We start from the raw sequence: 26,309 nt of genomic DNA, 5'->3' as shown, positions 1-26,309 counted from the left end.
CTATTTATTTACGATTAGTAGCTTCATTCTGTAAAAGCAACGCTTAAAAACCCTAACTTTGCAGCCTCTTAAAATAAGCTCAAAAAGCGTCTAGTACCGCACACAAAATGCAGAATATCAGAAACATAGCAATTATTGCTCACGTTGACCACGGGAAAACAACCCTTGTTGACAAAATTTTACATCAAACCGAACTCTTCAGAGAAAACGAGAAAACAGGTGATTTGATTCTGGACAATAATGATCTTGAACGCGAACGCGGAATTACCATTGTTGCAAAAAATGTATCTGTAGAATACAAAGGAATTAAAATAAATATCATTGATACACCGGGTCACGCCGATTTTGGCGGTGAAGTGGAGCGGGTGATGAATATGGCAGATGGGGTATTATTGCTGGTGGATGCTTTTGAGGGTCCAATGCCACAAACCCGTTTTGTACTTTCGAAAGCACTGGAGATGGGAAAAAAAGCCATCCTTGTCATCAATAAGGTCGATAAAGAAAATTGTCGTCCGGATGAGGTACACGAAAAAGTTTTTGATTTATTCTTCCACCTGGATGCCACAGAAGCTCAATTGAGTTTCCCTACAGTGTATGGTTCTTCCAAACAAGGCTGGATGACGAGTGATTTGAAAATTCCAAGTGATAACATAACCCCTTTACTGGATGCCATTATTGAATATTTTCCCGGTCCGGCGAAGGTAGAAGGTACCCCTCAGGTATTAATTACTTCATTGGATTTCTCCACTTATGTAGGACGGATTGCTATCGGAAGGATCAGCAGAGGATCCCTGAAAGAGAATCAGCCGGTGACTTTAATGAAAAAAGACGGCTCTATTAAAAAGATGAGAGTGAAAGAGGTATATGTCTTTGAAGGTCTTGGAAGAAAGAAAGTTCCCGAAGTAGTATGCGGAGATATTTGTGCGATTACGGGTATAGAAGATTTTGACATTGGCGATACCATTGCTGATTTCGAAAATCCGGAAGCCCTGAAGCCCATTTACGTAGATGAGCCTACGATGTGTATGCTTTTCACTATCAATACCTCACCTTTCTACGGTAAAGAAGGTCGCTTTGTAACGTCAAGGCATATCCGCGATCGTTTGTACAAAGAGTTGGAGAAGAATCTGGCGATGCGTATTCAGGAAACAGACTCTCCTGATTCGTATCTTGTTTATGGCAGAGGCGTATTGCATTTATCCATTCTTGTGGAGACCATGAGAAGAGAAGGATATGAACTTCAGGTCGGACAACCACAGGTGATTATAAAAGAAATTGATGGTGTTAAACACGAACCAATAGAGCACTTAACTGTTGACGCTCCTGAAGAAGTTGCCGGTAAAGTAATTGAATTGGTGACGCAGAAGAAAGGTGAACTCAAGGTGATGGAGCCAAAAGGCGATTTGCAGCATCTTGAATTTGAAATACCTGCTCGTGGACTTATCGGTTTGCGAAGTAATGTGCTTACTGCTACTGCGGGAAGAGCAATTATGGCCCATCGTTTTTTAAAATATGAACCCTGGAAAGGCAGTATTCAGGGACGTATTTCAGGGGTATTACTGGCAAAGGAAACCGGGACGGCTACTCCCTACTCTATCGACAGAATGCAGGATCGTGGAATCTTCTTTATTGATGCAGGGGAGCAAGTGTATGCCGGTCAGGTGATCGGACAACATATTCGACCTGATGATCTCGTGATCAACCTCTGTGAAGCTAAAAAGCTCACCAACATGCGTGCATCCGGAAGTGATGACAATGTGAGAATTGCCCCTAAAATCAATTTCTCTTTAGAAGAATCAATGGAATACATTGAAAAAGACGAATACCTGGAGATTACTCCAAAGTCCTTGCGCATGCGTAAAATTTACCTCGATGAAAATGAACGCAAACGTAATGCAAAGAAAATGGCTGAAGCCTAAATCCTTCGCTTACTCAAATAAAAACGCCGGTTATATCCTATATATCCGGCGTTTTTATTGTTTGGTCGTTCAGGAGGCAGACTTTAGCTAATACTTCTGAAGTGATCCCGTTGAATGATTATATTTGATAAATGATTAATCAACGACTACCCCTTCCTATCCATCGGTCGAACCATATCATTCCAAAATAATTTAAAGGAGCATTATCTGTATGTTAGACAGAGTCATTGAAAAATTTTACTTGCAGATGCCTAATAAAAAAGTGCAGAGTATTATTTTGCACTCCTTATTTTGGGCAGTATGGCTTACACGCTCCTTCTATGACACCTACAGTTTGTGGGGTGTTGAATGGGGGTTGGCTTACGTGGTAATTGTTTTTATCAGTCAGGTGCCTCTTGTTTACATTCACCTGTATTACTTTGTTACAAAATTCTTAAACCGAAAAAAATATGCAATATATGTACTACTGACCATATTGTCTGTTTACGGCTACTCTCTTTTCAATTATTCGCTGTTGACTTCGTTGCCACGTGAGCATATGCCGGAACGAATGACACGTTTCCTCACTAATATTACGCCTAACTTTGATTTGCTGGAAGGATTGATAGTTGTCATTCTGACTTATGCTTTAAAATACACTTTGATTGCATTTATCACGCAGAATGAACTTTTGAAATTACAAAAGGAAAAATTACAACTTGAGCTGAATGCCTTAAAAGCACAGATCCATCCCCATTTTTTGTTCAACACACTTAACAACCTCTATTCTCTCACCTTAAAGAACTCCGACAAAGCATCAGAAGTGGTCCTGAAGCTCTCTGATATCATGCGCTACGTACTTTATCAGGCCAATGAAGAAAGAGTAGCACTCTCACGCGAATTGGCCTTTATTGAGAATTATGTAGAACTGCAGCGCATACGATATCATAACCGTTATGATATCACCTTCCTGGTGAAAGGCGATGCAGAGCATCATTTTATAGCACCACTTCTTTTCATCGACTTCGTTGAAAATGCCTTTAAACATGGAATTGATAAACGCTTCAGTGATGGATTTGTGCATATAGATTTCATCATTGAAGGAAATACACTCCATTTTTCAATTGAAAATAGCATAGGCAATAACGAGCAAAATGATTCGCTGAAACAAGATGCCGGTATCGGATTGGTAAATGTTAAAAAACGCCTTTCAATTCTCTATCCTCTACAGCACGAACTTGACATTACAAAGAATGAAGAAATTTATGCTGTCAAACTTAAAATTGATCTCTCATGACCAAACTGAAATGTATCATCGTTGATGATGAGCCTCTGGCACAAGAAGTATTGGAACGCTATCTTGAAAACATCCGTGAACTCGAACTCGTCACCAAATGCAACAATGCATTGGAAGCATTTGAAGTGCTCAATCACGAAAACATCGATTTGATGTTCCTTGACATTTCAATGCCCGTCATTTCAGGTATTGATTTCTTGCGATCACTCCGAAAAAGTCCTGCAGTAATCATCACTACCGCTCATCCGGATTTTGCACTTCAGGGATATGAACTGGATGTGGTGGATTATCTCGTAAAACCGGTATCGCTCGAGCGCTTCATGAAAGCGGTCAACAAGGCCCTGGACCGGGTAAAGCAACATGCCCCTTCTGAAATCAGCAACAAAGCCGACTTTATGTTTGTTAAAAGTGACCAGAAGTTAATCCGCATAAATTTTTCAGATATCAGCTATATAGAAGGCATGAAAGATTATGTGAAAATATTTACAAAAGAGAAAATGATCGTCACCCTTCATACAATGAAATTTTTTGAGAGCAGCTTACCTTCAGATAGCTTCATCCGGGTCCATAAAAGTTATATCGTGAACGCTTCTGCCATCAAATCCATTGCAGGAAATGAACTCGAATTGCAACTGGCACGCATTCCTATCGGCAGCAGTTACAAGGACCAACTCATGCGATCGATCCAGACCAAATAACAGGCATAATTGTATCTGATATTTAAATTTAACAGGCCATTTCCTTCTATTTCTTTGACTTGTATAATACCTGCTTGTACTTTTTGAAGAAACCGTATATAATCCGGTGGATTGTTCTATTTTTGATTGACAATCCCCAAAACATACATGAAAAAATTATTACTTGTCTTCAGTGGACTACTGCTGACGCTGGCCACTCAGGCACAATTAAATGTAACCTTAAAATCAAATCTGCAATATCCCAATGATGCCTTATCCAACATCGGTGGCTATGTAGATTCTTTGGGTAATGAATATGCCCTTGTTGGTTATGAATCCGGTCTCTCTATTGTCAATGTTACCGACCCGGCCAATCCGGTCATCGCATTTTCTGTTCCCGGAACACAATCGACCTGGAGAGAAGTCAAGACCTGGCAGAACTATGCTTACGTTACTACAGAAGGATGCTGTGACGGACTTCAGATCATCAACTTAGGATATCTCCCGGATTCTATCAGCGTTAAACAATGGAAAGGTAACGGCGCCATTAACGGTGACCTCGAAACCATTCATGCCCTTCATATTGAAGATGCCCATGCTTACCTCTTTGGTAGTAATCTCTTTAATGGAGCCGGAATCATCATTGATTTGGCTGACCCATGGAATCCCGACTATAAAGGTTATACACCGGGAACCTATATTCATGATGGATATGTTAGAAACGATGTCCTTTATTCTGCACATATTTATGATGGCTATTTTTCTGTTTTTGATGTCAGCAATAAAGCCAATCCGGTATTGTTAGCCACCCAGTCCACTCCGACTCAGTTTACACACAATACCTGGCTGAACGATGCAGGAACCGTCCTCTTCACTACCGATGAAAATACGAATTCCTACCTCGGAGCTTATGATATTACTAACCTTAATAATATCATTGAACTCGACAGAATACAACTTACTCCCGGTTCAGGTTCCATCATTCACAATACGCATACACTGAACGATTTTGAAATTGTGTCCTGGTATAAGGATGGAATCGCGATTGTAGACGTGAGTCGTCCGGAGAACATGATTGTTACAGGCTCTTACGATACTTACCCACAAGGATCGGGGAACGGCTTTAGTGGAGCATGGGGTGTTTACCCTTATCTTCCTTCCGGTAACCTGGTGGTTTCTGATATCAACAACGGACTTTTCGTGCTAACACCAACCTATATCCGCGGCTGTTATCTGGAAGGCTTGGTTACAGATAGTGTTACCGGATTACCATTGAACAATGTTTCCGTTACCCTCATCGGCCCCTCCATCACCAATTCAAGCAAAATCACCGGTGAATATAAAACCGGATTAGCTGCGGCCGGCACCTACGATGTATCCTTTTCAAAAGCCGGATATATTACTAAGACAATTAATAATGTTGCCTTGCAAAATGGTATACTAACTATTCTTGATGTTGAACTGAACACCATTCTTCCAACAGTTACTATTTCAGGCTCTGTTGTAGAAGCCGGTACAGGAAATCCGATTCCTAATGCCACCGTGTTATTCACCAGTCCTCAATTTGATAATACGTTGACCAGTGATGCAAATGGATTGTTTACCATTGCCGGTTTCTTCCCCGGCACCTATGATGTACTTGCCGGAAACTGGGGCCACCGCACCTATTGTAGTTCGGGTCAAAATGTATCGGGAGGAAGTAACATCAACATTGTTCTGGATAAAGGATATTACGATGATTTCGCATTAGATTTTGGATGGACCGTATCCGGACCTTCCGGAAATGAGTGGGAGATCGGTGTTCCTGTCAGCACAACTAATAATGGACAAACGGCTAATCCGGGAGCTGATGTAGCTACGGATTGCGGAGACAAAGCCTTTGTGACGGACAATGGCGGCGGAGGTCCCTGGGATAACGATGTGGATCAGGGCAACACCATTCTGACTTCACCTGTTTTTGATGCTACGCAATACAGCAATCCTTACGTAAAGTACAATCGGTGGTTTTACAATGGAGGAAATACCAATGGCTCTCCTGATGACTCTATGAAAATTTTCCTTGACAATGGCACAACTATCGCCTTACTTGAATCCTTCGGGCCATCAGGTTCAGCTTCACAATGGCAACTTTCCAATTATAAAATATCAGATTTCATCACCCCAACCGCTACCATGCAATTAATAGTTCAGGTGGGTGACCCGGGTCCTATTTTCAATATTGTAGAGGGCGGTCTTGACAAGTTTGAAGTAGTGGAAGTCACCGGAGTTTCAACAGGTGATTTTGCAGAAGTAGGTTTGGGGGTATTTCCGAATCCATTTATAAAGGAGACCACGATTAAGATTACGAATCTGAAAACCGAGAGGGCAATACTGCAGGTTTTCGATATGCAGGGACGCCTGGTAGAATCCCGCACGATCAACAGTAAAAACACCTTATTGACCCTGGGTAATACATGGCAAACGGGAATATATATGGTGAGATTGATGAATGAAAGGGGCGAAAGTGAAGCTACACGAGTTGTAAAGCAGTAATTTATAGCAGTTCTACTCCAGAAGGCCGGCAACAACCGGCCTTTTTTATTTCCGGCTTTAATCACAACTGCTTGTTAACATTCCATAGGGGTTGTACAGTTACTACTTGCCAAAAGCCATCATATTTGCAAAGAATCTGCGTTATACTCTCGTATTGAAAAAGATCGGCTTCATTTTAATATCTATACTACTACTCGCTGCACCCATGAGTATGGCGCAGCAAAAATCACTTTGTCCACCCACCACCTCTAAAAAGGCAGAGAAATATTTTGAGGATGCCAGGGAAGCAAGAAAAAATAAAAAAACATTCAGTGTTGTTAAAGAATATTGCGAAAAAGCCCTTGCCGAAGATTCTGTCTATGCGGATGCTTTAAAATTATTGGGCGATTTTGCATGGCAATCACGGCAAGATAAAGCGATGGCAATAGCTTACGAAAGGTTACTTACACATTGCCCGGATGCCTCATCGGATGCGCATTACCGCCTTGCTAATTACCTCTATGAGCAAAAGGAATATGAAAAGTCTATCATCTATTTTCAATCCTTCCTTGACTTCAATAAAGTAAAAGAAGAAAATGCAAAGGATGCTTCTCAAAAAATTACGAGAGCAAAACTCATGATGAAGCCGGTTCCTTTTAAGCCTGTTCCATTGGCTAATATTTCCAGCGCAGATCCCGAATATCTCGCAATTATTTCACCGGATCAGGATTTTTGTTTCTTCACCAGGAGATTTGAAGAGCAAAAAAGAGGATCACTCTTTCCTGCAAGTGTGGAAAAATTTATGATCAGCAAAAAAATCGAATCGTCATTTGAAAAAGGCGAACCCATGCCCTTTCCATTCAATAAAGCAGGTTCCAACAATGAAGGTGGGGCGAGTATCACGATCGATAACAAACATCTTTTTTTCACCGTAAATAAAAATGGGAATTTTGACATCTACACGAGCGATGAAAACAAGGGAATCTGGTCTGAGCCCAGAAGTGTTGGTGCAGGGGTAAATCATCCCGACAGATGGGAAAGTCAACCTTGTATCTCACCGGATGGTAAAACACTTTACTTCGTGAGCATACGGGATTCATTAAACCCTACATCCGACATCTACTTTAGCAAAAGAGCTGAAGATGGGAACTGGGGAGCCATGAAATCCATTGGTAGCAATATCAATACTCCCGGAAGTGAAAAGACGCCCTTCATTCACCCGGACAATAAAACGCTATACTTCAGCAGCGATAATCTTCCAGGAATGGGAGGATATGATATTTTTATGTGCAGGCTCAATGCTGATGGCAGTTGGGGAACTCCGGTTAATCTGGGTTATCCTATCAACACGGAGGCGGACGAGTTAGGATTCTTTGTCAGTACGGATGGAAAGAAGGGGTATTTCTCGAGCAATAGTCTGAAAGGAGTTGGCGGGTATGATATTTATGAATTTGAATTATATAATGACATCAAACCTGATCGGGTATTGTTCATCAAAGGTGAATTAAAGGACGAAAACAATGTCATTCAAAAATTGGCAAGCATTGAACTAAAAAACGTCAATACCAAGCAAAATGCTGAAGTAGCTTTCGACAGCACCACCGGGAAATATGCCTCTGTAGTACTTTTTGATGAAGACTATATCCTCACTATTAAAAAGCAGGGGTATGCTTACAATTCCGCTTATTTCTCCTCTAAAGACAGTACTCGTCCCGAGCCCGTAAAAGTGGATATGAAGCTCAGTAAAACAAAAACGGGTTCTGCATACAGACTGAACAACATACTTTTTGATACCGAATCCTCTTCTCTTACCGAACAGGATAAAATCATCCTCTCTGATTTTGCCGAATATCTCCGGGAAAATCCGGGGCTCAAAGTAGCTGTACACGGACATACTGATAATTTGGGTGACCCTTCAAAAAATCTTCAACTCTCTGAAGATAGGGCCAGATCGGTTTGTAATTTTTTAATTCAAGCCGGTGTTGCAAAAGAGCGTCTCAGTTCAAAAGGATTTGGAGAAACAAAACCGATTGAAGTGAATAGTAATGCCGATGGACGTGCGAAAAACAGAAGAACTGAATTTGTTGTTGTGTCACAATAGTCTGCCGACTGTGCATTTAAATTTAATTTCCTCTGAAAAAATCATGTTAGTCCACTACTACATCTTCAACCACTTCTTATACATCATCTTTTCAGCTTCCTGCTGAGATGGTGATTTTTCAATAGCATATTTTGTTGAAGAAGATTTTTCCAGGACTAGTTGTATTTCCTTTAGACTTCCGTTTCTGGACACCGTAAATGTCACCGTCTCCCCCGGCCTCTTTAAAGACAATAATTTCGACAAATCCTCCCCCACTCTAAACTTATCCATTGCCAGGATTTCATCATTTACATTAATGCCGTACTTCCAGGCAGGAGAATTTCTTTCCACTGCCGTAACCATCATTTTACCATTAGTGGAAGTGGTAGTGGCGCCTGTCCATGCCATTGACTGTGTTGAATTCAAATCAATTATTTCAAGACCCATCACTGCCAAAGACTTTTCGAAAGGTAAAGGAATTGTATCATGAACGTATTTCTTAAAAAATTCACTAAGGTCCTTTCCTGCCACTTTATTCACCACAGTGATAAACTCAGGTTCTGTAAATGGCCTGTTCAACTTCTTATAATATAGCTGATACATTTCCTTCATGACATCATCCAATGATTTTGAGCCATTGGTATTTTTCATTATCTCCATATCCAGTAAAGCTCCTACAACACCTCCCTTCGTATAATAGGAAACGGTGGCATTGCCCGAGTTTTCATAGGGACGATAGTACTTTATCCACGCGTCAAGACTGGATTCAGATAAAGTTTGAATCGCGGCACCTTTTATATTCATGCAATAAGACATACTGCCCGCAATAATTTTAAGATAATCGGTATCCGAAATAAACCCACATCGTTTTATTATCAAATCATCATAGTAGGCAGTAAACCCTTCTGCTATCCAAAGCATAGTAGTATAATTCTCATTGCTATAATCAAATGGGCCAAGTGGGGTGGGACGTAATCGCTTCACATTCCAGACATGAAAATACTCATGAGCCACCAGACTAAGAAAATCCGTATAGCTACCCGATGTTCCATAGGACCAACGGTTCGTCTGGAGTGTGGTCGAATTCGCATGTTCTAATCCTCCGCCACCTGCATTCAGATTATGAATAATAAATAAATACTGTTTGCAGGGATGCTCCCCAAATACAGAAGAGCACTCTTCGGCAATAATCGTAAAATCCTTTTTTATTTGAAGTGAATCATAATTTCCAGTACCAAACATCGCCACTTCATGTGGGATACCCGCAACAAAAAATGAAAATGTAACATGATTTCCGATTTCAAAAGGAGCATCCACCAACTCATCATAACCGGCAGCCTTATACTGCCAGTTATCCGAATTTTTTACTCTTTCGAGTGCCACTGAAATCTTCTTCCAGGAGGAATGTGGATTAATTTTAACAGTAACCGGATTAGAGAGCAATAATTCATTGTACATAAAAATACTGGTTCCATTCAGGTAAGCATGTTCTTCATCAATAAAACTTGTTCTCACACTCAGCTCAAATGCATATACTTTATACGATACAACGATATTCTTTTTACCATTGGTTTCTATTCGCCAGGTATTTTTATTTAATTTGACTGAAGAGAGCTCCTGACCATCTCTATCTCTTCCATGGAAGGAATCCACGTGTTTTGAAAACTCTCTTACCAAATAAGAGCCCGGTGCCCATACCGGCATTTTCAGATCAAGAACGGATACATTAAGGTCTTCCATAATCATCTTCACTTCCACATAATGCGTTTGTGGTTCAGGAAAGGATAATTCATATTTTACTGTTGTTGAAAAACCGATCACAGGCATCATCAAGAGCAAGAGGCAAACACGGTCAATTCTTTTATTCAATTTAATTCGTTGTCTGATGCGACTATACATAGAAAACGGGTCAAATAAAATACCGGTCAATAAAGGCTGCCGGAAAGCTCGATAAAAGAGAACATATTCATTAATAGAACAATTCCCCGGCTTTTAAATAGAAGATACTACTAGAAAATTGAACGGAAAAATGCATCTTCATTAAAACTTCGGTCTTCTTTTCCCATCATGAAAAAAAACTTTTCGCAAATGTCTTTCTGTCAGAATATAAATAATCGCAAGTGAAATTAACATAGAATAAAAGAGAATAGACAACAACCAATTCAGATTTTGAGTGGCGAAGAGCTCTGCAAAAACAAGAATAATTAAAATTAAGCTGGCCAGAATCATCAACCATTTCCCGGCGTACGCATTTCCCTCGTACCAGGTATCTTCATTACGAAGCGATGCATGGGTCCTATAAGCCAGCCATGACTCCATAAATTCAGGGCCACTCTTTAGTTTCAGTCCTAAGGAAAAGAAACTTAGAGCACCAATCATGCTCAATAAAAAATATGCATTCATCGTTTAAAGAAATTTTTACAATAAAATGATACTACTACAATTTTTATTAAAATAAACTAACGCATTCCTCCCAGTGACTTCATCATTTCTTCCTGTGTCATCACCTTATAGTCAGAAGGAACAATGAAAAGTTTATCGGTAACCTGATCTGTTTTCACTTCCTTCGCAATCATTCTGGCATCAATTTCCGGAGTTTTCAGAGAGAATTCCAGCGGAAATCCATTAAGGCCATCCATATTATAATACCACGAACCGGTCGATTTCAATTGGTCAGTATACCAAACAATCATATCCTGTTCTCCTTCTGCTGAGAGAATAGCTTTCTTGCATGTATAACCGGCTATTTCCTTCGTCTCATCCGTCTGACTTTTGAGCTTAAAGCGCTTTGCCTTTTTTGAGTCATTTTGAATCTCATTCTTGTTGGTCTTTATGGCCATTTTATTGCCCATAAGATCCAATAATAAATGGACTTCTTCATTAAAAATAAGGATCGAAGATTGGAGCCCCATACCCATAGGCATTTGCAACTTCATCCGATCACCTTTAAACCACATTTCCGATTCAGTAGGCATTACAGCCATTTCTTCCTTTGAAAGTTCAGAATCAGAATATTGCATGGCAAATCGGACATAGCCTTCGTTTTTCTGACCTAGCACATTGAAATTAATCAGTATAAAAACGAAAAAAATCAGGAAATTTTTCATTTTAATTGTTTTGGAACTGCTAATATAAAACAAGATTTCATACAAATAGCATAGGAGTATGAAATTTTGTAGGTTTGAAGCTCAAAACACTATAATATTATGATTAGTACTGAAACTAAAAGCCTGAAGCACTTAGTAATAACCACAATTTCGGCACTTTTAGTAAGTACCGGCGTAGCCCAGGACAGGTCCTTGCAATTGGATGAAATATGGGGTAGTCCTAAGCTTTATGCACGCATAGCCGGAGGTTTCAATACTTTGCCGGATGGCCAGCATTATTCAAATGCAGAAGAAAAAGAAGATGGATCTTACCTCTTAAAATATTCTTTAAAAAGCGGGAAAGTCATCGACACATTAATTCGTCCGAAGGACCTCATCAGCAATGGTGACACTGTTGAGTACAGTGACTACACTTTTAGCAACGATGCTTCTAAAATACTCCTTAAAGTAAAACCTGAAGCGATCTACCGTCACTCCACACGTGAAGAATATTATGTATTTGAGAGATCATCAAAGAAACTTAAACGTATCACACAAAATGGGAAATCCATGTATGGCACTTTTTCACCTGATGGCAAGCAACTCGCTTATGTCAGAGACAATAATCTTTACCTCTACAATTTGCTCAGTGACAAAGAAATTCCGGTTACCGTAGATGGTAAAAAAAATCAAATCATCAACGGGGCTACTGATTGGGTCTATGAGGAAGAGTTCAGTATGGACATCGCCTTTTCCTGGTCACCTGATGGAAAAAAAATTGCATTTTATCGATTTGATGAAAGCAATGTAAAAGAATTTAACCTGACTTTTTACGGAGAACTCTACCCAAAAGAGGAACGTTATAAATATCCAAAGGCCGGAGAGGAAAATTCGAAGGTGGAAATAGTGGTGTATGATATTGCATCCGGTAAGAAGACAGAAGTTTTCTCCACCGATAATACATGGGAATATATACCACGCATGAAGTGGACGAAAGATCCTGATGTACTCAGTATTCAAAGAACGAACAGGCATCAGAATATTCTCGAACTTGCCTTTTATTCCGTTTCCTCGAATACACTTCAGGTGATAGTAAAAGAAGAAAACAAATCCTTTATTGAAATTACAGACGACCTTACTTTTCTAAATGACGGAAAACGTTTCGTTTGGACTTCTACCCGGAATGGATTTAATCATATTTATCTCTATGGTTTTGATGGCAAAGTAGTAAAACAAGTAACGGACGGGAATTTTGATGTAACCAAATATTATGGCTTTGATGAAAAAACACAATCCTTCTTTTTCCAGAGTGCGGAAAAAAGTCCTTTAGAAAGACATCTTTATGCTGTTAATATGAAGGGAAAGAAATCGTTACTGAGCCCATCAACCGGTACTCATACAATAGAATTCACTGCAGGATTAAACTATTATGTGGATACTTACTCCTCTTTTGGTAAACCATACACCTGTTCTCTGAATGATAACAAAGGACAATTTCTACGTGTCTTAGAGGAAAACACAGAAACAAAAAAGAATCTTTCCGGTTACAGGATGGGTAAAATTGATACCTTAAGTTTCAGAACAGATGATGGTATACAGCTTTACGGATGGATCATCTACCCTACCGATTTTAATCCTGCAAAAAAATATCCGGTACTGATGCATGTCTATGGTGGTCCCGGCGTACAAACGGTTACTGATGACTGGGATGGTCCGAATTATCTATGGCATCAGCTGCTGGCACAGCGGGGCTACATCATCGTTAGTTTCGACAATAGAGGAACTCCGGGACGTGGATTGGAGTTCGCCAACTGTATTTATAAAGACATGGGCAATCTGGAAGTACAGGATCAGTTGAGTGCCTTTAATTTTATGAAGAAAAAGCCCTTTGTTGACGGAGATCGGATTGGAGTCTGGGGTTGGAGTTTCGGAGGATATATGACCTCCCTGCTTTTAACCAAAGGTGCAGGAGCATTCAAGATGGGAATAGCCGTAGCCCCCGTGACCACATGGCGCTACTATGACAGCATCTATACGGAACGATATCTGCAAACACCACAGGAAAATCCCAAAGGCTATGATGATAACTCGCCCATCAATTTTGCGAAGAATTTAAAGGGGAAGTTTTTACTGGTTCATGGGTCAACTGATGATAATGTACATATGCAAAACACCATGGATTTCACGACGGCGTTGGTCAAAGCCAATAAGCAATTTGATCTCTTCATCTATCCCAATAAAAATCATGGCATCGGTGGTGGGACAACCCGATTGAATCTCTATACCAAAATGACCAACTTTGTTCTGGAGAATCTTTAATAAAAAACTGCGAAGAAGTATTAATCACTTTTCATCTTCGTCGGTTACCCATAATGGACGGGGCAATTGCAGTCCCCAGTAAATGGAAAGCAGACGCAAGGCGACTATCATTGAAGTCCCGCTGATAAATCCTATAAATGGCGCTTCAAAAATTACGACCAATAGAATACATAACCAGCAACCGGCAAAAGAAGCAACTGCATAAAGTCCGCCCGTGTATCTGAAAATAACAGGTATTTCATTGATTACAACATCTCTGAAAACTCCACCTGCTACACCCGTAATGACACCCATCAGTGAAGAAGAAAACAAGGGCATTCCCATATTCAACGCCGCGAACAAGCCTGCGATACTAAAGAGTCCAAGACCTATTGCATCAATCGTATTGGATCTGGTATAAAGGACTTTTGCCAGTTTATGAACTACAGGAACATACACAAAAGCGATGGCCATTAACAGCACGATGAATAAATAAACTTCATTCTCCACCCAAAAAAAGGGTCTCCGGTTAAGAAGTATATCCCGCAAAGTACCACCACCAAAAGATACCAGCAAAGCGATACTATAAGTACCTACCAGATCCATCTTTTTCTCAGCGGCTTTAATCATTCCTGAAACAGCGCTCACAATTACAGCGGCTACTTCAATAAATAAAAACAAACCTTGACTTTCCATATCTTTGATTAAACGAAAATACAAAATGAACAACAAGCTTCACCTTATTCTGATCTGCTCCATTGCTGTCTTATTAACAATCCCTGTTTATGGGCAGGAAGAATTGAATAAATTTGAACGATGGGTAGGAAACTGGAGCGCAAAGATGGAGGGAAATACCATCCATGAATCCTGGATAAGAAATGTTGACGGTAGTTATTCCGGAGAATCGTGGACAAAAAAATCCAATGGCGATTCTGTTCACACGGAGTCCATCCGTATCCATATGTTAAATGATAATATTTATTATGAACCTATAGTAAAAGATCAACACGGCGGAGAGCCTACACCCTTTCGTCTGATCATATCTTCTTCATCGGAGTGGATGTTCAGTAATCCGGACAATGATTTTCCAAAATACATTTTATATAAATGGATTGATGAAAATCACCTGCGGGCGAGTATTGGTAATTCCAATAGTGACTCGGATCATACGATAATATTTAACTACGTTAAATATTAGTCAAGTTTAAGGTTTAAGGTTTAAAGTTCAAGGTTTAAGGTTTAAGGTTTAAGGTTCAAGGTTTAAGGTTTAAGGTTTAAGGTTTAAGGTTTACCATGAAGCGTATCGCTTTTCGCGATTCTGCTTCATGGTCGCGATTCTGCTTCATGGTTTTCACTCGCTCTGCGAAGGCAAGAGAGAGCTTGTCTCGTGACATACGAGATGATCTTGGCATGACGGAAAAAGTTAAAGGTTAAGGTTAAATGGCTAGTAGCTCCGTCGATCTTGTTAGATTCATTGCATCGAAGATGAAATGGGAAAAAGGAGAGAGCGATCCATACGGTGAGCCCTACTATTTCAGTACAATGCCAGCCCCAAACTTATAGTCGATCAATATTGGTATGGCGAGCAATCGCATTTAATATGGGTGGATAAAAATTTTCTATTAAAAAATAAATATTAGTGCTTTTCACAATCCTCAATATTCAACCCCGTTGGGGTTGTGGGAGAGCTGTTTTATCACCCCGGATAGGAATATTGAACCCTTTCAGGGTTCTGGAGGAGCAGATTCCGCAGGCTGCGGAAACGCTTCACCACGATCCTCTACTGAACTATCGTAAACACCACCCGGCGGTTTTGGGCTCTTCCTTCCGGGGTTTTATTTGTAGAAATTGGTTTAGTTAATCCATAACCGTTAGTAGTAATGCGACTTTCCTCCACTCCTTTTCCTGCCAGATAGTCTTTAGCTGCTTTTGCTCTCTTCTTGCTAAGGCTAAGATTATAGGCTGCGGCGCCTACATTATCCGTATGACCTTCGATAATAAGCTTGAACCCGGTTTTTGTTTTCATTAATTGAGCCAGCGCATCCATGGAAGTAAAGGAAACCGGCTTAATGATGGCTTTTCCTGTTTCAAACTGCAGGTTCTTAAATACGGTATTGATGATCTCCTGTTCTTCAGCAGTCAAGGTTGCCGGTTCAGGTGCAACGGATTCCATCTTCGCTGCTTTCACTTCTTCCGGACAACCATTGAGTGACCGAATTCCCGGAACAAGCGGACAGCGGTCAATGGGGTCTGGAATACTATCTCCATCGGTATCAGGGCAACCCTTGTAAAAGAGTAACCCGGGTTGATCGGGACAATCATCCTTGGGATCAATAATTTTATCTCCATCACGGTCTGGACAGCCCGAAAACTCCTCGATTCCCGGTAAGTCGGGGCAAGAGTCACGGAGGTCGATAATTTTATCATTATCCCGGTCGGGGCAACCGTTAAATTCTACAGCACCTGAATCATCAGGACAGGCGTCGAGGCGATCTTGTATCTTATCATGGTCGCGATCCGGACAACCATTAAATTCAGGTAACCCCGGAATATCGGGACATGTATCCCTGCTATCTTCAATATCATCTCCATCACGATCAGGACAACCTGAAAATTTAAATAATCCCGGAACATCGATACACTTATCTTTTCTATCAGAGACTTTATCCTTATCTCTATCCAATGGATTTGACCAGGGGATACTGTACTTAAATGAGGCATAAATATCGGCACCGTATACATCCGAAAATCCCAGTAACGATCCCAGTTTATCACTTCCAATCCAAAAAGCGCCGAGGTACAATGCCAATCCTGTGCGGAGTGTTTTAGCCTCGTAATCAATAAATGAAATAGGGAATGCTACTTCCATCCATCGGGTTTCAAAGCGAGGAGTAATGGAATAGACACTCGGACGATCAACGCCTTTATCTTTATTGCGCAAGCTTTGAATAACAGTGGTATTTATGAAAAATTTATCATTCAATCTGAAATCCGCCTGAATACTGAGCGCACCCGGAAGTTTCATTCTGAAATGATTTGATCGTAAGGAGGCAAGTTTATCTCCATAAAAAATCTCCGACATAGAATAGTCAAAGTCCCAGTTATCAGCAAACTCATCTGTATCCCAATTCGGATAAAATGCACTATCGGCGGTCAGGTTAAAAGTATTTGCATTTCGGTTGTATAAAATACTTCCAATATCCAGAACGGAGATGCCCAATTTAACATCATACTTATTTTGCTCCATATCCACCAACTTTTCACCATCCATTTCCATTTTATAGAGGGAAGGATCCCTGCGCCATTCATAGGTAAACCCAAGGTCCCATGCAAAGCCATACCCGTTCATGAAGTCATCTAAACCACTCGGGTTGTCAAAGGTATTGTAATTTGTACGTCCATAATTTAAACTCAATGGACGAAATAACATATCATCATCGTTCAACACATTGAAATCACCTCTCACATTTTCAACGTAACCTCCACCAATTCCCTGTAATAATTTCAGTGTAATCCCTCCTTTGATAGCATTTTCATCGGTTTCATGGAGAAGTGTTGCATAGCTTAGTCCATATTCAGCCCATGCCATTGTATTAAATTCTACACCTGAAATATCATACAAACTATTGGTATTGATAAAATGCAAAGGATCAAAACCAAATTCTTCAAAAGCATATTTTGCCCCTTCAGGCGATAGACCATTGCAACTAATTGCTGCTCTCAATTGACTAGTCAAAGCAAAAGAATGCTTCCTCGTTACCGGGAACATAAGAGAGGGCCCATAATAGCTGTAGAAAAAATAGAGATTATTATCTGTGCGGTCGAAATCATCCAAATAACCTTCTTTCTCTATTTGATTCACTAGATTATTTATGCCAAAAAAATTCAACTTCTTTCGTGGAATAAATAAATAATCATTTTCAAGACTTACACCCACAGTGATTATATTTATATCCCATTTTAACCTGGAATCAATCATTGATGAAGGATTAATGCCCAGCCCTGCAAACCGGCATAATTAGAACTTCGAATGCCCAGCATCTCTTGCCCTTTGCATTACACAAGGCATAATCATAAGAAAAAGGCAATAATTGAATATACCAACAATTTTTTCCTCATATGCGATTGAATTTATTGGTTAAATGTATGGAAAACCTAAATAATTCTTTTTTACCAGTATCTCTTTTTTATCAACTCTACCTGATGATATAAATCATCCTTTTGCACAAATGCTAAAATGAAAATAAAAATAGCCAATCAACGAATTAAATCGGCTCATTTCTTCCGAATTGAAATTATCTTTGAGGCATGAATCATTTAGCCATAATTCTTTTAGGAAGCAATTTGGGGGACCGGTTAAATAATTTGACGGAAGCGGAGGCTTGTATAAAAACTTTCGCCTCAAGCATTGAGTTAATCTCAAAAACCTACCGTAGTACTGCCTGGGGAAAAACAGATCAGCCGGATTTTTTGAATAAAGTAATCAGTATTAAAACCAACTTAATTCCTACTGAATTGCTAAATAAATTATTAGAAGCTGAGCAAAAATTAAAAAGAGAGCGTTTAGAAAAGTGGGGGCCTCGAACTATAGATCTGGATTTGCTGTTCTTTGATGATTTGGTATATGCCGATGACAATTTACTTATACCTCATCCCGGAATAGCATCAAGGCGATTTACATTAATTCCACTTTGTGAGTTGTATCATGACTTTCTTCATCCCATCTATGGAGTAACTTTACAACAACTTCTAGATAACTGTACGGACCAAGGAAAAGTTGAAATTTTTGAAACAGAAAACCGATGAAACAACTCTACCCCTATTCTTACATCGTTATTGAAGGTAACATCGGAGCGGGCAAAACATCATTGGCAAAGATTCTTGCTAATAAATACAATACGGACCTGGTGCTTGAACAATTTGCAGACAATACTTTTTACCTCAATTTTACGAGCAACCCGATCGATTTGCATTTCCACTTGAAATGTCATTTCTGGCTGAAAGATACCGCCAAATAAAAAAACACCAGGAAGAGGCTCAAAAAAACAAATTGGTATTGATCAGTGATTATCTTTTTGAAAAAAGTTTGCTTTTTGCGAAAGTAACCCTGAAAGGTGCCGAACTGGAACTATTTAAAACTTTCTATGAATTGATCAACCCTACATTGCATAAACCTGATTTAATCCTCTATCTTCATAAAAAAACAGAAACGCTGCTCAGTAACATCAAAAAAAGAGGGCGGTCATTTGAGAAGGAAATACCGGCTGATTATCTTGACAAAATCAGCGCATCCTATCTAAGTCATCTTCAATCAATTAAAAACCAAAAAGTTATAATACTTGAATCTGATGAAATTGATTTTGTCAACAATCCTTCCCATTTAAGAATTATTCTTGATTTACTTTTGGTTGACCATCCTTTAAAAGTGCAGAATATCAGTATCTAATGAACGGATTATTGGTATCTTAATGCTTTAAAATTAGGGGAGATCACTAATCTTTATTTAATATTGCATCATAAATCTAAAAAGCAGCTTGAATGAAAATCAAAAGCTTACTTCTTATTACTTTGCTGGCATTTATTCAAATAGTGCAAGTGCAAGGCCAAACAGAAAGCGGTAGCAGTACTTCCGGAAGTAATTATGGCTTACCCAAAAAACAAGACTACGATCGCTGGTCTGTTGGTTTAACCTTTGGTGTAAGTCATTTACTAGGTGATTTATTGAAGGGTGCCCAAAATAATAATCGATTCCTGGATCAGGGCTTTGTAAAACCCGCCTTTGGACTTCAGGTTCATCATCAGGTTTCACATTCCATTGGACTCAGATTGCGAGGGATGATGTCGAGTTTTTCAGGTAACGATGAAGAATATCTGGATTCTGTGACTTACGAAGCTATTCAGTTTCCCGGCTCCGGAGATGGTAAATTATACGCCGTAAAATACGAAAGCCCGTTGACACAAGGTACATTGGATATGACTTACAATTTTGGAAATATTTCTTTCCTGAATAGAAATAAGAATTTCCACATGGTGGCCACTCTGGGAATAGGATTCTTCAATTTCGATGCTGAAGTAAAATCAGATTCCTCCAACTCTATTATGCTAAGAAAATCGGGGAACATTACTGAGCTAATGATACCCGTAAGTCTGGGATTCAAGTATAAAATAAACAAATTTGATATTGGTCTGGCCTTTGAATACTATAAAACATTTACTGATGATGTGGATGCGACTGTAAAGACCTACTCTGAATTCGATAATTATGTGATGTTAAATGCAGCAGTAAATTATACATTCGGAAAGAAAAACAAACCGATGGAGTGGGTGAATCCTATGGAGATCGTTTATAATGATCTTGCGGATATCAAGGAAAAGATAGATATTCTATCAGGGGATAAAGACAAAGACGGCGTTTCAGATTTATTCGATAAAGACAACAGTACTGTTGAAGGAGCGAAAGTTTACGGAGATGGCACCTCTGTAGATACCGACAGTGACGGTGTTCCTGATAGCAAAGATGCAGATCCGTTTACTCCTAAAGGTGCGAAGGTAGATGCGAATGGTCAGGAATCAGATACTGACGGTGATGGAGTACCTGATAGTCGCGATCTGGAGCCTGGTACCGGTGCGGGAACGCTGGTAAATTTCCAGGGGATTACTGTTGCAGCTCCCGGTGATTTTGGAAAGGATAATATTGGAGTAGACGGCAAAAGCGGAACCAGCGGAAAAAGTGGCGTAGGGTATTTACCTTCTGTATTCTTTGATCTGGGTTCAGCAACGGTAAAATCCAATTACCACGATCGAATTCTTGTAATTGCGAAAGTGATGAAGGCCAATCCTAATATTAACATAAAGGTTACCGGTAATTGTGATGTTCGTGGTAGTGAAAATGAAAACATTAAATTGGGTCAGCGCCGCGCAGACAATGTACGTGACCAACTGATTAAACAATATGGAATTGAGGCCACCCGTATCATTACTGAAACTAAAGGTGAAAAAGATCCTATGGCCACTTCTTTAAACCCAATGAACAGAAGAGTGGATTTCTCAATAGAATAAAATTTCTACTCTGAATAAAAAAAGCTGCCTTCTTCACAGAGGCAGCTTTTTTTTTGCTACCCTGCCCGGACAATTTTTTCGAGAAGTTCTACCTGAGGCTGATCGAATACAATCTCTATCTAAAATACTTTGGTCAAAAGAATTCCTTCCAAAGGTTTAATGGATCATACAAAAGAAAAACAAAGCTATGAATGTTCAAATAATTTATAAAGGGTATTAATTAACTTGTTCTCTTCCTTTGCTTCATAACCATCTGCACTCAACCATGTCTTCTTAAATTTAGATTGAATATCAATGTTTGTATGATTATCATTTCTTCTTGCTTATTTTAATTTCGACAGTGACTTCCGGTCTTAAAACACCTTTTTTTGACCGGGCTTTTATAAAGCCTTCTTCTTCATCAAAACTGATGATTTTATACTCTCTCCTTTTCAACGCCTTTAAGCTCGTTGAATAAACGACCTTAGCATTATAGAAGAATGATAATTTACTCATACAGTTGCTTTTTAATGTATCTAAAAGCAATACTATCCAAATATACTACTATTTTTAATATGCCGGTACATTTATTTTCCCTGCACCAGATAGAGGCAAATAACATCCAAACCTTCTTTCAACAGGAAATAATCCTCCTTGTTTTGAGTTGAAGCCGGTTCGGGAATATCAATGCCTTGCAGCGGAAATCCTTCGGCCAATGTACCATCTCTGTTGAACAGGAAAACCGAATTTCGACTTAGGGCCATAATGCTCACACTGGATCCGGAATTCATCACTCCTACTTTTTCAAAGATGTCAGCATTACTATATTTAAATAGCGTGACACCATCGATGGTAGTCGCCTTTATTCCATCACTTCCTGCAACAATTAAATCGCTCTCCGAATCGCCATTCAAATCAGTTGATGTCGCGCAATAAATGGTATCACCTGCCCCCTGCACTATTCTGCTTTTCAGCTCACCTGTACTATCTATTTCCATCCATTTACCTTCCTCAGAAATAAATGCTGCCAAATCAGCATTACCAATTGAATTAAAGAATTGGGTATTTCTGCGGAGTGCAATTGTTCCTTGCACTGTAAATAATCGTTGCCCGTTTATATCTGTCACGTAGCAAAGTCCATTTTCTTCCAAAAGAATCAATCGTTGGCGATTGTCGTTAAAATAAACCGGTTGAATAATTACACCGGGCAACTTCATGGGCGAAAATCCCGCAAGGGGCTTCCCCGTAAGGGCATAGGCCTATAATCGAAGGTTTTTACATGGAATTAAAACCTCTCGCTTCCGGATTTATCTCCCTTTGCCAAACTCAATCCCGTGGAAGCTTCTGCCGGCAATCGAAATGGATAATTGCCTGTATTATTACCCGTTGAATCCAGGAGATAAATAAAAGAATGTGTATTGAAGAGGTACTGATGACCTCCACTATTAAAATAATCGATTGCAGTCACCTCACTTAAAAGAGGCGTTTCCAGCTTCTTTTTCCAAATTAAATCGCCGGAAGCCTCATAGGCATACAAAGTTATGATTGACATCTGTTACAAAAATCAACCCTTTCGGTCCTGCCGGAAAAAAAGGTCCGGAGGCAATGCTGGTATCCAGTTTTGCATTCCACAATAACTGAGGTCCTGTATTGGTCTTATTAAAATACCCAAGGCAACCGGAAGTTTTATAAACGCCATTGAGATTTCCAATTGAAAAAGTAATTCCATTCCAATTCCCCAACAAATCCCCTCCTTTTCTAACCAGTTGATCAAGGATGGTGAGGCAAACTTCTTAAAAATCCGTGTAGATTGAGGAATACCACTATAGAACAAAAGATTTCCGCTTTTTGGAATATGAACGGACAATGAACGAAATCGCTCGTCCTTTATCAGTAGGTTTCCGGTTTTCATATCATTGATATATGCTCTTAGCACGGAGGCCTGATTGCCAATTACAATATGATGATTAATCGTAGTAAAATAAAACCTGCTGACTCTTTTAAACAATGAGCCAAAAACCCCTTCCAGTACTGTCTTCTTTCCAATATAGCGTATAGCGTACCCGTTATAAAATTCAACCGCTTCCTGAGCGGGACCTGCTAATTTAGCGAGTGATTTTTGACAATTGACAGAGTCTTTTACACTTATTAAAGCAAGGAAATTATTATCACTAAGGCTAACAGCAGGTTGAGTAACTAATAACGCGATCTCATTGCCTATCCATCCTTTAAAATGAACGGCATATTCAGATTCTGAAGGGGTTGGTCTTTTAAGGCCAGCGCCTTGCCTAACTGACTTTAAAAAACACCTCCGGATCACTCATTCCCCAAATAATTGTCGCTGCAGTTTTAGCAGGAAGCCATTCCATCAACTTACGTTCTACCGGTCGCTGATTATCGAAATTTTCAAGAAAAGAGGTGGAATCAAGAGAAAACGTTTCCCCTTTAAATGCAATCATATTTGAACGCAGCATCTATACGTAAAAATGTCCAGTTGCCCAATCTTTCTATCTCCTTCATACTGACATTTGCGGTAGAATTGGTTTGTATTTTTAACCATTTGGAAAATCCTGAATAACGAAAAGCCACCAACAAACCGGTTTGATCAGCAGCGAGATGTTCTTCCAAAGCCAAAGCCGGTGAAGTAGTTGCATCATTTTTTAGCTGCCGAATTGCATCTTCCACTAAGTAAGAGGCTGTACTTCCAACAAAAACACCACCGACAATTGCCCAGGAAAATATCTCTTCTGAGGACAATGAAAGTTCCTGAATTTCTGTACCATTAAAATTTCGAAGCAAAGGTTCTCCTTTTACCATTAATACTTTTCTAAGTAAGGCCTCAGGGTTTTCAGGCAGACCTCCCTCCGGTTCGAAAAAAACATCAACTCATAGGAAGATGGGCCGGTCACGTGACCACTAATTATCAAATTGGTTTTCTCAAAAGTCTTCAATAATTGTTCATCTTTTCTGCAAAGGGAATCAAAAGCGATTAAGGTCGACTTCCATTCCTTAAATGGAGCTACCGAATCACTTCCATTAAAGAAAGATGTTCGTGTCAATCTTTGCAAATCACCGGAGACCGGATGAACAGATACCAGCCAGGCCACGTCACCGGGGATAAGTTTGAATACAGATGCACTGAAGTTCTTCTTGATCTGGAAATAAAAGAAAGCACCAGCCAGAAGTAGTAAAACAATAACAGAAATAATGGATGAGCTGACGACCCGCTTCATATTGGGGATTTCTCAAAACTACTCAGCTTGTGTCAGTATACCCTGACGGGTACAATGTACTTATCTACACCGCACTGTTAATAGCCCGATCCATCCGTATTCATAGGAGAGAATAGGTTCTTTATCCTTTTAGAAAGCAAAACGAGACTGATCAAAATAGACATTTACTCCAAACATCAGTCGAAGTCTGCTGTTCAAACCGCTATTATTCTCTTCTTCATAACAAGCATAGAGCGCTGACAGTGAAAATCCGACATTCTTCCAGTAAACATCTAAGCCCGGACCACACATCATCACGTGCATGCGGGTGTTTTCCTGCAAGACCTCATTAGTATAAACTCCCTTAGTAAACTCATAATAGGATTGCAGAGAGGACAGAAATTGCAACTTCTCCGCGGCCTTTATTCTATAAAACAAACTACCCGAAATAGTTTTACTGTTATCAATGCGTTCATTGAATCTGTTTTCACCATTGATTTTATACAATGGAGTAAGGTTTAAGCCCAGATTTTTAAATGCCAGCTGATAGGTGGAATAAAACAAAAAATCACTCGTTCCGGTTCCACATTGTACCAATAATGAATGACGGATCTCGTTCTGCTTTTGCCCCTCCTCCCCTGTTGGTAGTTTCACTCCTCCGCCTACTAAAAGACGATGACGCAATTTCCCTGTTGAAGCTTCATCTATTAACTGCCATCCGGCAAGCAAACTGAGATCACCAATTCCATTTACAGAAAAACTTTGCCCGGATTCTGATCCGGAATTCATCAGATAAGGAAGGACGATATTCATTTCAAGACGTGGGTGGAGGTAATATCTGCCGCGTAGTTCCAAGGCTCTATAAATCTCATAACCATCCGTTGGAATCGGGGCACCGTTATGATCAGTATGTGCGAGACGAAGGTTGCCATCGGGAAAGACGTTCGATCCCGGAACATCAGATCCGGAGAACGATCTAAAACGATAATACGACCCTACAAAAGATCTTCTGTCGCTGGGAAGAATACCCATAAAGCAGCCACACATATCACATCCGAACAACTCTGTCATTGAAATTAAAAGCACCAAACAAACCAATAAAATACTCTTCGGATTTTTCATTGCACTTCTTTAAATCTCCTGTCGGTAATAAATTTTTGATCCGTTAACGTTTCCAGAAAGCTGATAATATCACTTTTATCCTGTGGATTCAATGGAATACCGCCTGTACTTAACAATGGATCTAATGTTGCACTTTGCTTGATCCCTGTCATGTAGTGATCCAACACCTGACCCAGATTTTGAAACCGGCCATCGTGCATATACGGATACGTTAAAGCTATATTTCGAAGTGAAGGGACTTTAAATAACCCGGAATCCTGAGGAAGATTGGTAATCTTTGCTCTACCCGGATCACTATCAAATGTGTTATCAAGACCATTATTCCTAAACTGCATGTCTGTTAAGAGTGGTTCAGAATGACAACTCTCGCAATGGGTTCTGAATAATTGAAGACCGTTCAACTCCGGAGAAGTTAAAGCCCCTTTGCCTTCACGGTATTTATCATATTTCGAATTCGCCGAAATCATGGATCCCATAAATTGAGCGAGTGCTCTCATGGTTAACTGAGTGGTGACACTATCTGTTCCGAAAGCAGATTGATACATTGCCTGATAGGTAAGACTTCTTTGCAATTTCACAATGACGTTCGCTATGGATTCATCCATCTCCACCGGATTGGCAATTGGAGCGAGTGGTTGCACCTCGAGGTGGTTTACACCTCCATCCCACATAAAACTCGGATACCAGGCTATATTGAATAAGGCTGGTGAATTTCGTGTTCCCAGAAGTCCATCTATACCATGACTCAAGGTATGATCTGCATGAGCAAAAGCGACAAACTGCTGATGACAAGAGCCGCAGGAAATAGAACTGTCACGCGAGAGAATGGGATCATAAAATAATTTACGACCCAATGCAAAGCCGGAAGGAGTAATGGGATTATTTTGAAAATTATACACCGGTGCAGGAAATCCATCCGGAATATAAAACGTTACACCATTTCCGTTAGATTCATTCTTATCATCAGGACTACATGCCTGCAATATTGATAGAAATGAAATGAAGAGCAGTACTCCAACGATCCTATACATATGAATTGGTCTTGAGAAACCGGCATGACATGAACGATGTCATGCCGGAATCATGTTCT

General features: G+C 39.8%; 25 protein-coding genes. 11 read left to right on the top strand and 14 right to left on the bottom strand.

Annotated elements, in window-relative coordinates:
- Nucleotides 1-107: 107 nt before the first annotated feature.
- From typA to IPJ86_07200, 5 genes are all read left to right on the top strand, one after another.
- Nucleotides 108-1,919 carry a translational GTPase TypA gene (typA, locus tag IPJ86_07220; GenBank protein ID MBK7887082.1) on the top strand — a complete coding sequence of 604 codons (1,812 nt, stop codon included), beginning with the start codon at nt 108-110 and terminating at the stop codon, nt 1,917-1,919.
- 247 nt (nt 1,920-2,166) lie between these two features.
- Nucleotides 2,167-3,195 carry a histidine kinase gene (locus tag IPJ86_07215; GenBank protein MBK7887081.1) on the top strand — a complete coding sequence of 343 codons (1,029 nt, stop codon included), beginning with the start codon at nt 2,167-2,169 and terminating at the stop codon, nt 3,193-3,195.
- A complete protein-coding gene (locus IPJ86_07210) occupies nt 3,192-3,893 on the top strand; it encodes a response regulator transcription factor (protein ID MBK7887080.1) in 702 nt (233 codons plus the stop codon). Before IPJ86_07215 ends, IPJ86_07210 begins: the two co-directional genes overlap by 4 nt.
- Before the next feature lie 147 nt (nt 3,894-4,040).
- Nucleotides 4,041-6,404 carry a choice-of-anchor B family protein gene (locus IPJ86_07205; protein ID MBK7887079.1) on the top strand — a complete coding sequence of 788 codons (2,364 nt, stop codon included), beginning with the start codon at nt 4,041-4,043 and terminating at the stop codon, nt 6,402-6,404.
- Between the two features lie 106 nt (nt 6,405-6,510).
- Nucleotides 6,511-8,484 carry an OmpA family protein gene (locus IPJ86_07200; protein ID MBK7887078.1) on the top strand — a complete coding sequence of 658 codons (1,974 nt, stop codon included), beginning with the start codon at nt 6,511-6,513 and terminating at the stop codon, nt 8,482-8,484.
- Nucleotides 8,485-8,541: 57 nt separating this feature from the next.
- Here IPJ86_07200 and IPJ86_07195 read toward each other — a convergent pair whose 3' ends face one another.
- The 3 genes from IPJ86_07195 to IPJ86_07185 all read right to left on the bottom strand — a co-directional run bounded on the left by IPJ86_07195 (nt 8,542) and on the right by IPJ86_07185 (nt 11,570).
- Nucleotides 8,542-10,290: a M61 family metallopeptidase gene (locus IPJ86_07195; GenBank protein ID MBK7887077.1), complete on the bottom strand. Its 1,749-nt coding sequence runs from the start codon at nt 10,288-10,290 to the stop codon at nt 8,542-8,544.
- A gap of 213 nt (nt 10,291-10,503) precedes the next feature.
- Nucleotides 10,504-10,866 carry an SdpI family protein gene (locus IPJ86_07190; protein ID MBK7887076.1) on the bottom strand — a complete coding sequence of 121 codons (363 nt, stop codon included), beginning with the start codon at nt 10,864-10,866 and terminating at the stop codon, nt 10,504-10,506.
- Nucleotides 10,867-10,922: 56 nt separating this feature from the next.
- On the bottom strand, nt 10,923-11,570 hold the full coding sequence (locus IPJ86_07185; protein MBK7887075.1) for a hypothetical protein: 648 nt from the start codon (nt 11,568-11,570) through the stop codon (nt 10,923-10,925).
- 99 nt (nt 11,571-11,669) lie between these two features.
- Between IPJ86_07185 and IPJ86_07180 the strand changes: the two genes are divergently transcribed.
- A complete protein-coding gene (locus IPJ86_07180) occupies nt 11,670-13,868 on the top strand; it encodes a S9 family peptidase (GenBank protein MBK7887074.1) in 2,199 nt (732 codons plus the stop codon).
- Nucleotides 13,869-13,892: 24 nt separating this feature from the next.
- Here IPJ86_07180 and IPJ86_07175 read toward each other — a convergent pair whose 3' ends face one another.
- Nucleotides 13,893-14,543, bottom strand: a complete 651-nt coding sequence (locus IPJ86_07175) for a trimeric intracellular cation channel family protein (GenBank protein MBK7887073.1) — start codon at nt 14,541-14,543, stop codon at nt 13,893-13,895.
- A gap of 25 nt (nt 14,544-14,568) precedes the next feature.
- On the opposite strand from IPJ86_07175, the gene IPJ86_07170 reads away from it, so the two are divergent.
- A complete protein-coding gene (locus tag IPJ86_07170; GenBank protein ID MBK7887072.1) occupies nt 14,569-15,045 on the top strand; it encodes a hypothetical protein in 477 nt (158 codons plus the stop codon).
- A 582-nt stretch (nt 15,046-15,627) separates the two neighbouring features.
- On the opposite strand, the gene IPJ86_07165 is transcribed toward IPJ86_07170, so the two are convergent.
- Complete coding sequence (locus IPJ86_07165) at nt 15,628-17,826, bottom strand: OmpA family protein (GenBank protein ID MBK7887071.1); 2,199 nt, start codon at nt 17,824-17,826, stop codon at nt 15,628-15,630.
- Between the two features lie 329 nt (nt 17,827-18,155).
- On the opposite strand from IPJ86_07165, the gene folK reads away from it, so the two are divergent.
- The 4 genes from folK to IPJ86_07145 all read left to right on the top strand — a co-directional run bounded on the left by folK (nt 18,156) and on the right by IPJ86_07145 (nt 20,906).
- On the top strand, nt 18,156-18,653 hold the full coding sequence (gene folK / locus IPJ86_07160) for a 2-amino-4-hydroxy-6-hydroxymethyldihydropteridine diphosphokinase (GenBank protein MBK7887070.1): 498 nt from the start codon (nt 18,156-18,158) through the stop codon (nt 18,651-18,653).
- Nucleotides 18,650-18,865, top strand: coding sequence for a deoxynucleoside kinase (locus tag IPJ86_07155; protein ID MBK7887069.1), 216 nt, complete (start codon nt 18,650-18,652; stop codon nt 18,863-18,865). The genes folK and IPJ86_07155 overlap by 4 nt, the downstream gene beginning before the upstream one ends.
- Entirely contained in the window at nt 18,766-19,293 is a 528-nt protein-coding gene (locus IPJ86_07150; protein MBK7887068.1) for a deoxynucleoside kinase, read from the top strand. The genes IPJ86_07155 and IPJ86_07150 overlap by 100 nt, the downstream gene beginning before the upstream one ends.
- A 92-nt stretch (nt 19,294-19,385) precedes the next feature.
- Complete coding sequence (locus IPJ86_07145) at nt 19,386-20,906, top strand: OmpA family protein (protein ID MBK7887067.1); 1,521 nt, start codon at nt 19,386-19,388, stop codon at nt 20,904-20,906.
- Between the two features lie 309 nt (nt 20,907-21,215).
- On the opposite strand, the gene IPJ86_07140 is transcribed toward IPJ86_07145, so the two are convergent.
- From IPJ86_07140 to IPJ86_07100, 9 genes are all read right to left on the bottom strand, one after another.
- Entirely contained in the window at nt 21,216-21,401 is a 186-nt protein-coding gene (locus tag IPJ86_07140) for a hypothetical protein (protein MBK7887066.1), read from the bottom strand.
- A 71-nt stretch (nt 21,402-21,472) separates the two neighbouring features.
- On the bottom strand, nt 21,473-22,102 hold the full coding sequence (locus IPJ86_07135; protein ID MBK7887065.1) for a hypothetical protein: 630 nt from the start codon (nt 22,100-22,102) through the stop codon (nt 21,473-21,475).
- Nucleotides 22,103-22,170: 68 nt separating this feature from the next.
- Nucleotides 22,171-22,437, bottom strand: a complete 267-nt coding sequence (locus tag IPJ86_07130; protein ID MBK7887064.1) for a hypothetical protein — start codon at nt 22,435-22,437, stop codon at nt 22,171-22,173.
- 12 nt (nt 22,438-22,449) lie between these two features.
- Nucleotides 22,450-23,205 (bottom strand): DUF3352 domain-containing protein, encoded by a 756-nt coding sequence (locus tag IPJ86_07125; GenBank protein ID MBK7887063.1) that lies wholly within the window; start codon nt 23,203-23,205, stop codon nt 22,450-22,452.
- Nucleotides 23,174-23,344, bottom strand: a complete 171-nt coding sequence (locus IPJ86_07120; GenBank protein ID MBK7887062.1) for a hypothetical protein — start codon at nt 23,342-23,344, stop codon at nt 23,174-23,176. Before IPJ86_07120 ends, IPJ86_07125 begins: the two co-directional genes overlap by 32 nt.
- Entirely contained in the window at nt 23,331-23,702 is a 372-nt protein-coding gene (locus IPJ86_07115) for a hypothetical protein (GenBank protein MBK7887061.1), read from the bottom strand. Before IPJ86_07115 ends, IPJ86_07120 begins: the two co-directional genes overlap by 14 nt.
- Nucleotides 23,702-24,118, bottom strand: a complete 417-nt coding sequence (locus tag IPJ86_07110; GenBank protein MBK7887060.1) for a hypothetical protein — start codon at nt 24,116-24,118, stop codon at nt 23,702-23,704. Before IPJ86_07110 ends, IPJ86_07115 begins: the two co-directional genes overlap by 1 nt.
- A 129-nt stretch (nt 24,119-24,247) precedes the next feature.
- The gene (locus tag IPJ86_07105; protein ID MBK7887059.1) at nt 24,248-25,219 is read right to left on the bottom strand and encodes a hypothetical protein; all 972 of its coding nucleotides are present in this window, start codon (nt 25,217-25,219) and stop codon (nt 24,248-24,250) included.
- The gene (locus IPJ86_07100) at nt 25,216-26,250 is read right to left on the bottom strand and encodes a c-type cytochrome (GenBank protein MBK7887058.1); all 1,035 of its coding nucleotides are present in this window, start codon (nt 26,248-26,250) and stop codon (nt 25,216-25,218) included. The genes IPJ86_07105 and IPJ86_07100 overlap by 4 nt, the downstream gene beginning before the upstream one ends.
- Nucleotides 26,251-26,309: the final 59 nt, after the last annotated feature.

The sequence above is a fragment of the Bacteroidota bacterium genome (assembly GCA_016713925.1).
Taxonomy (GTDB): domain Bacteria; phylum Bacteroidota; class Bacteroidia; order AKYH767-A; family OLB10; genus JAJTFW01.
This window is presented reverse-complemented; position numbering and strand designations above follow the sequence as displayed.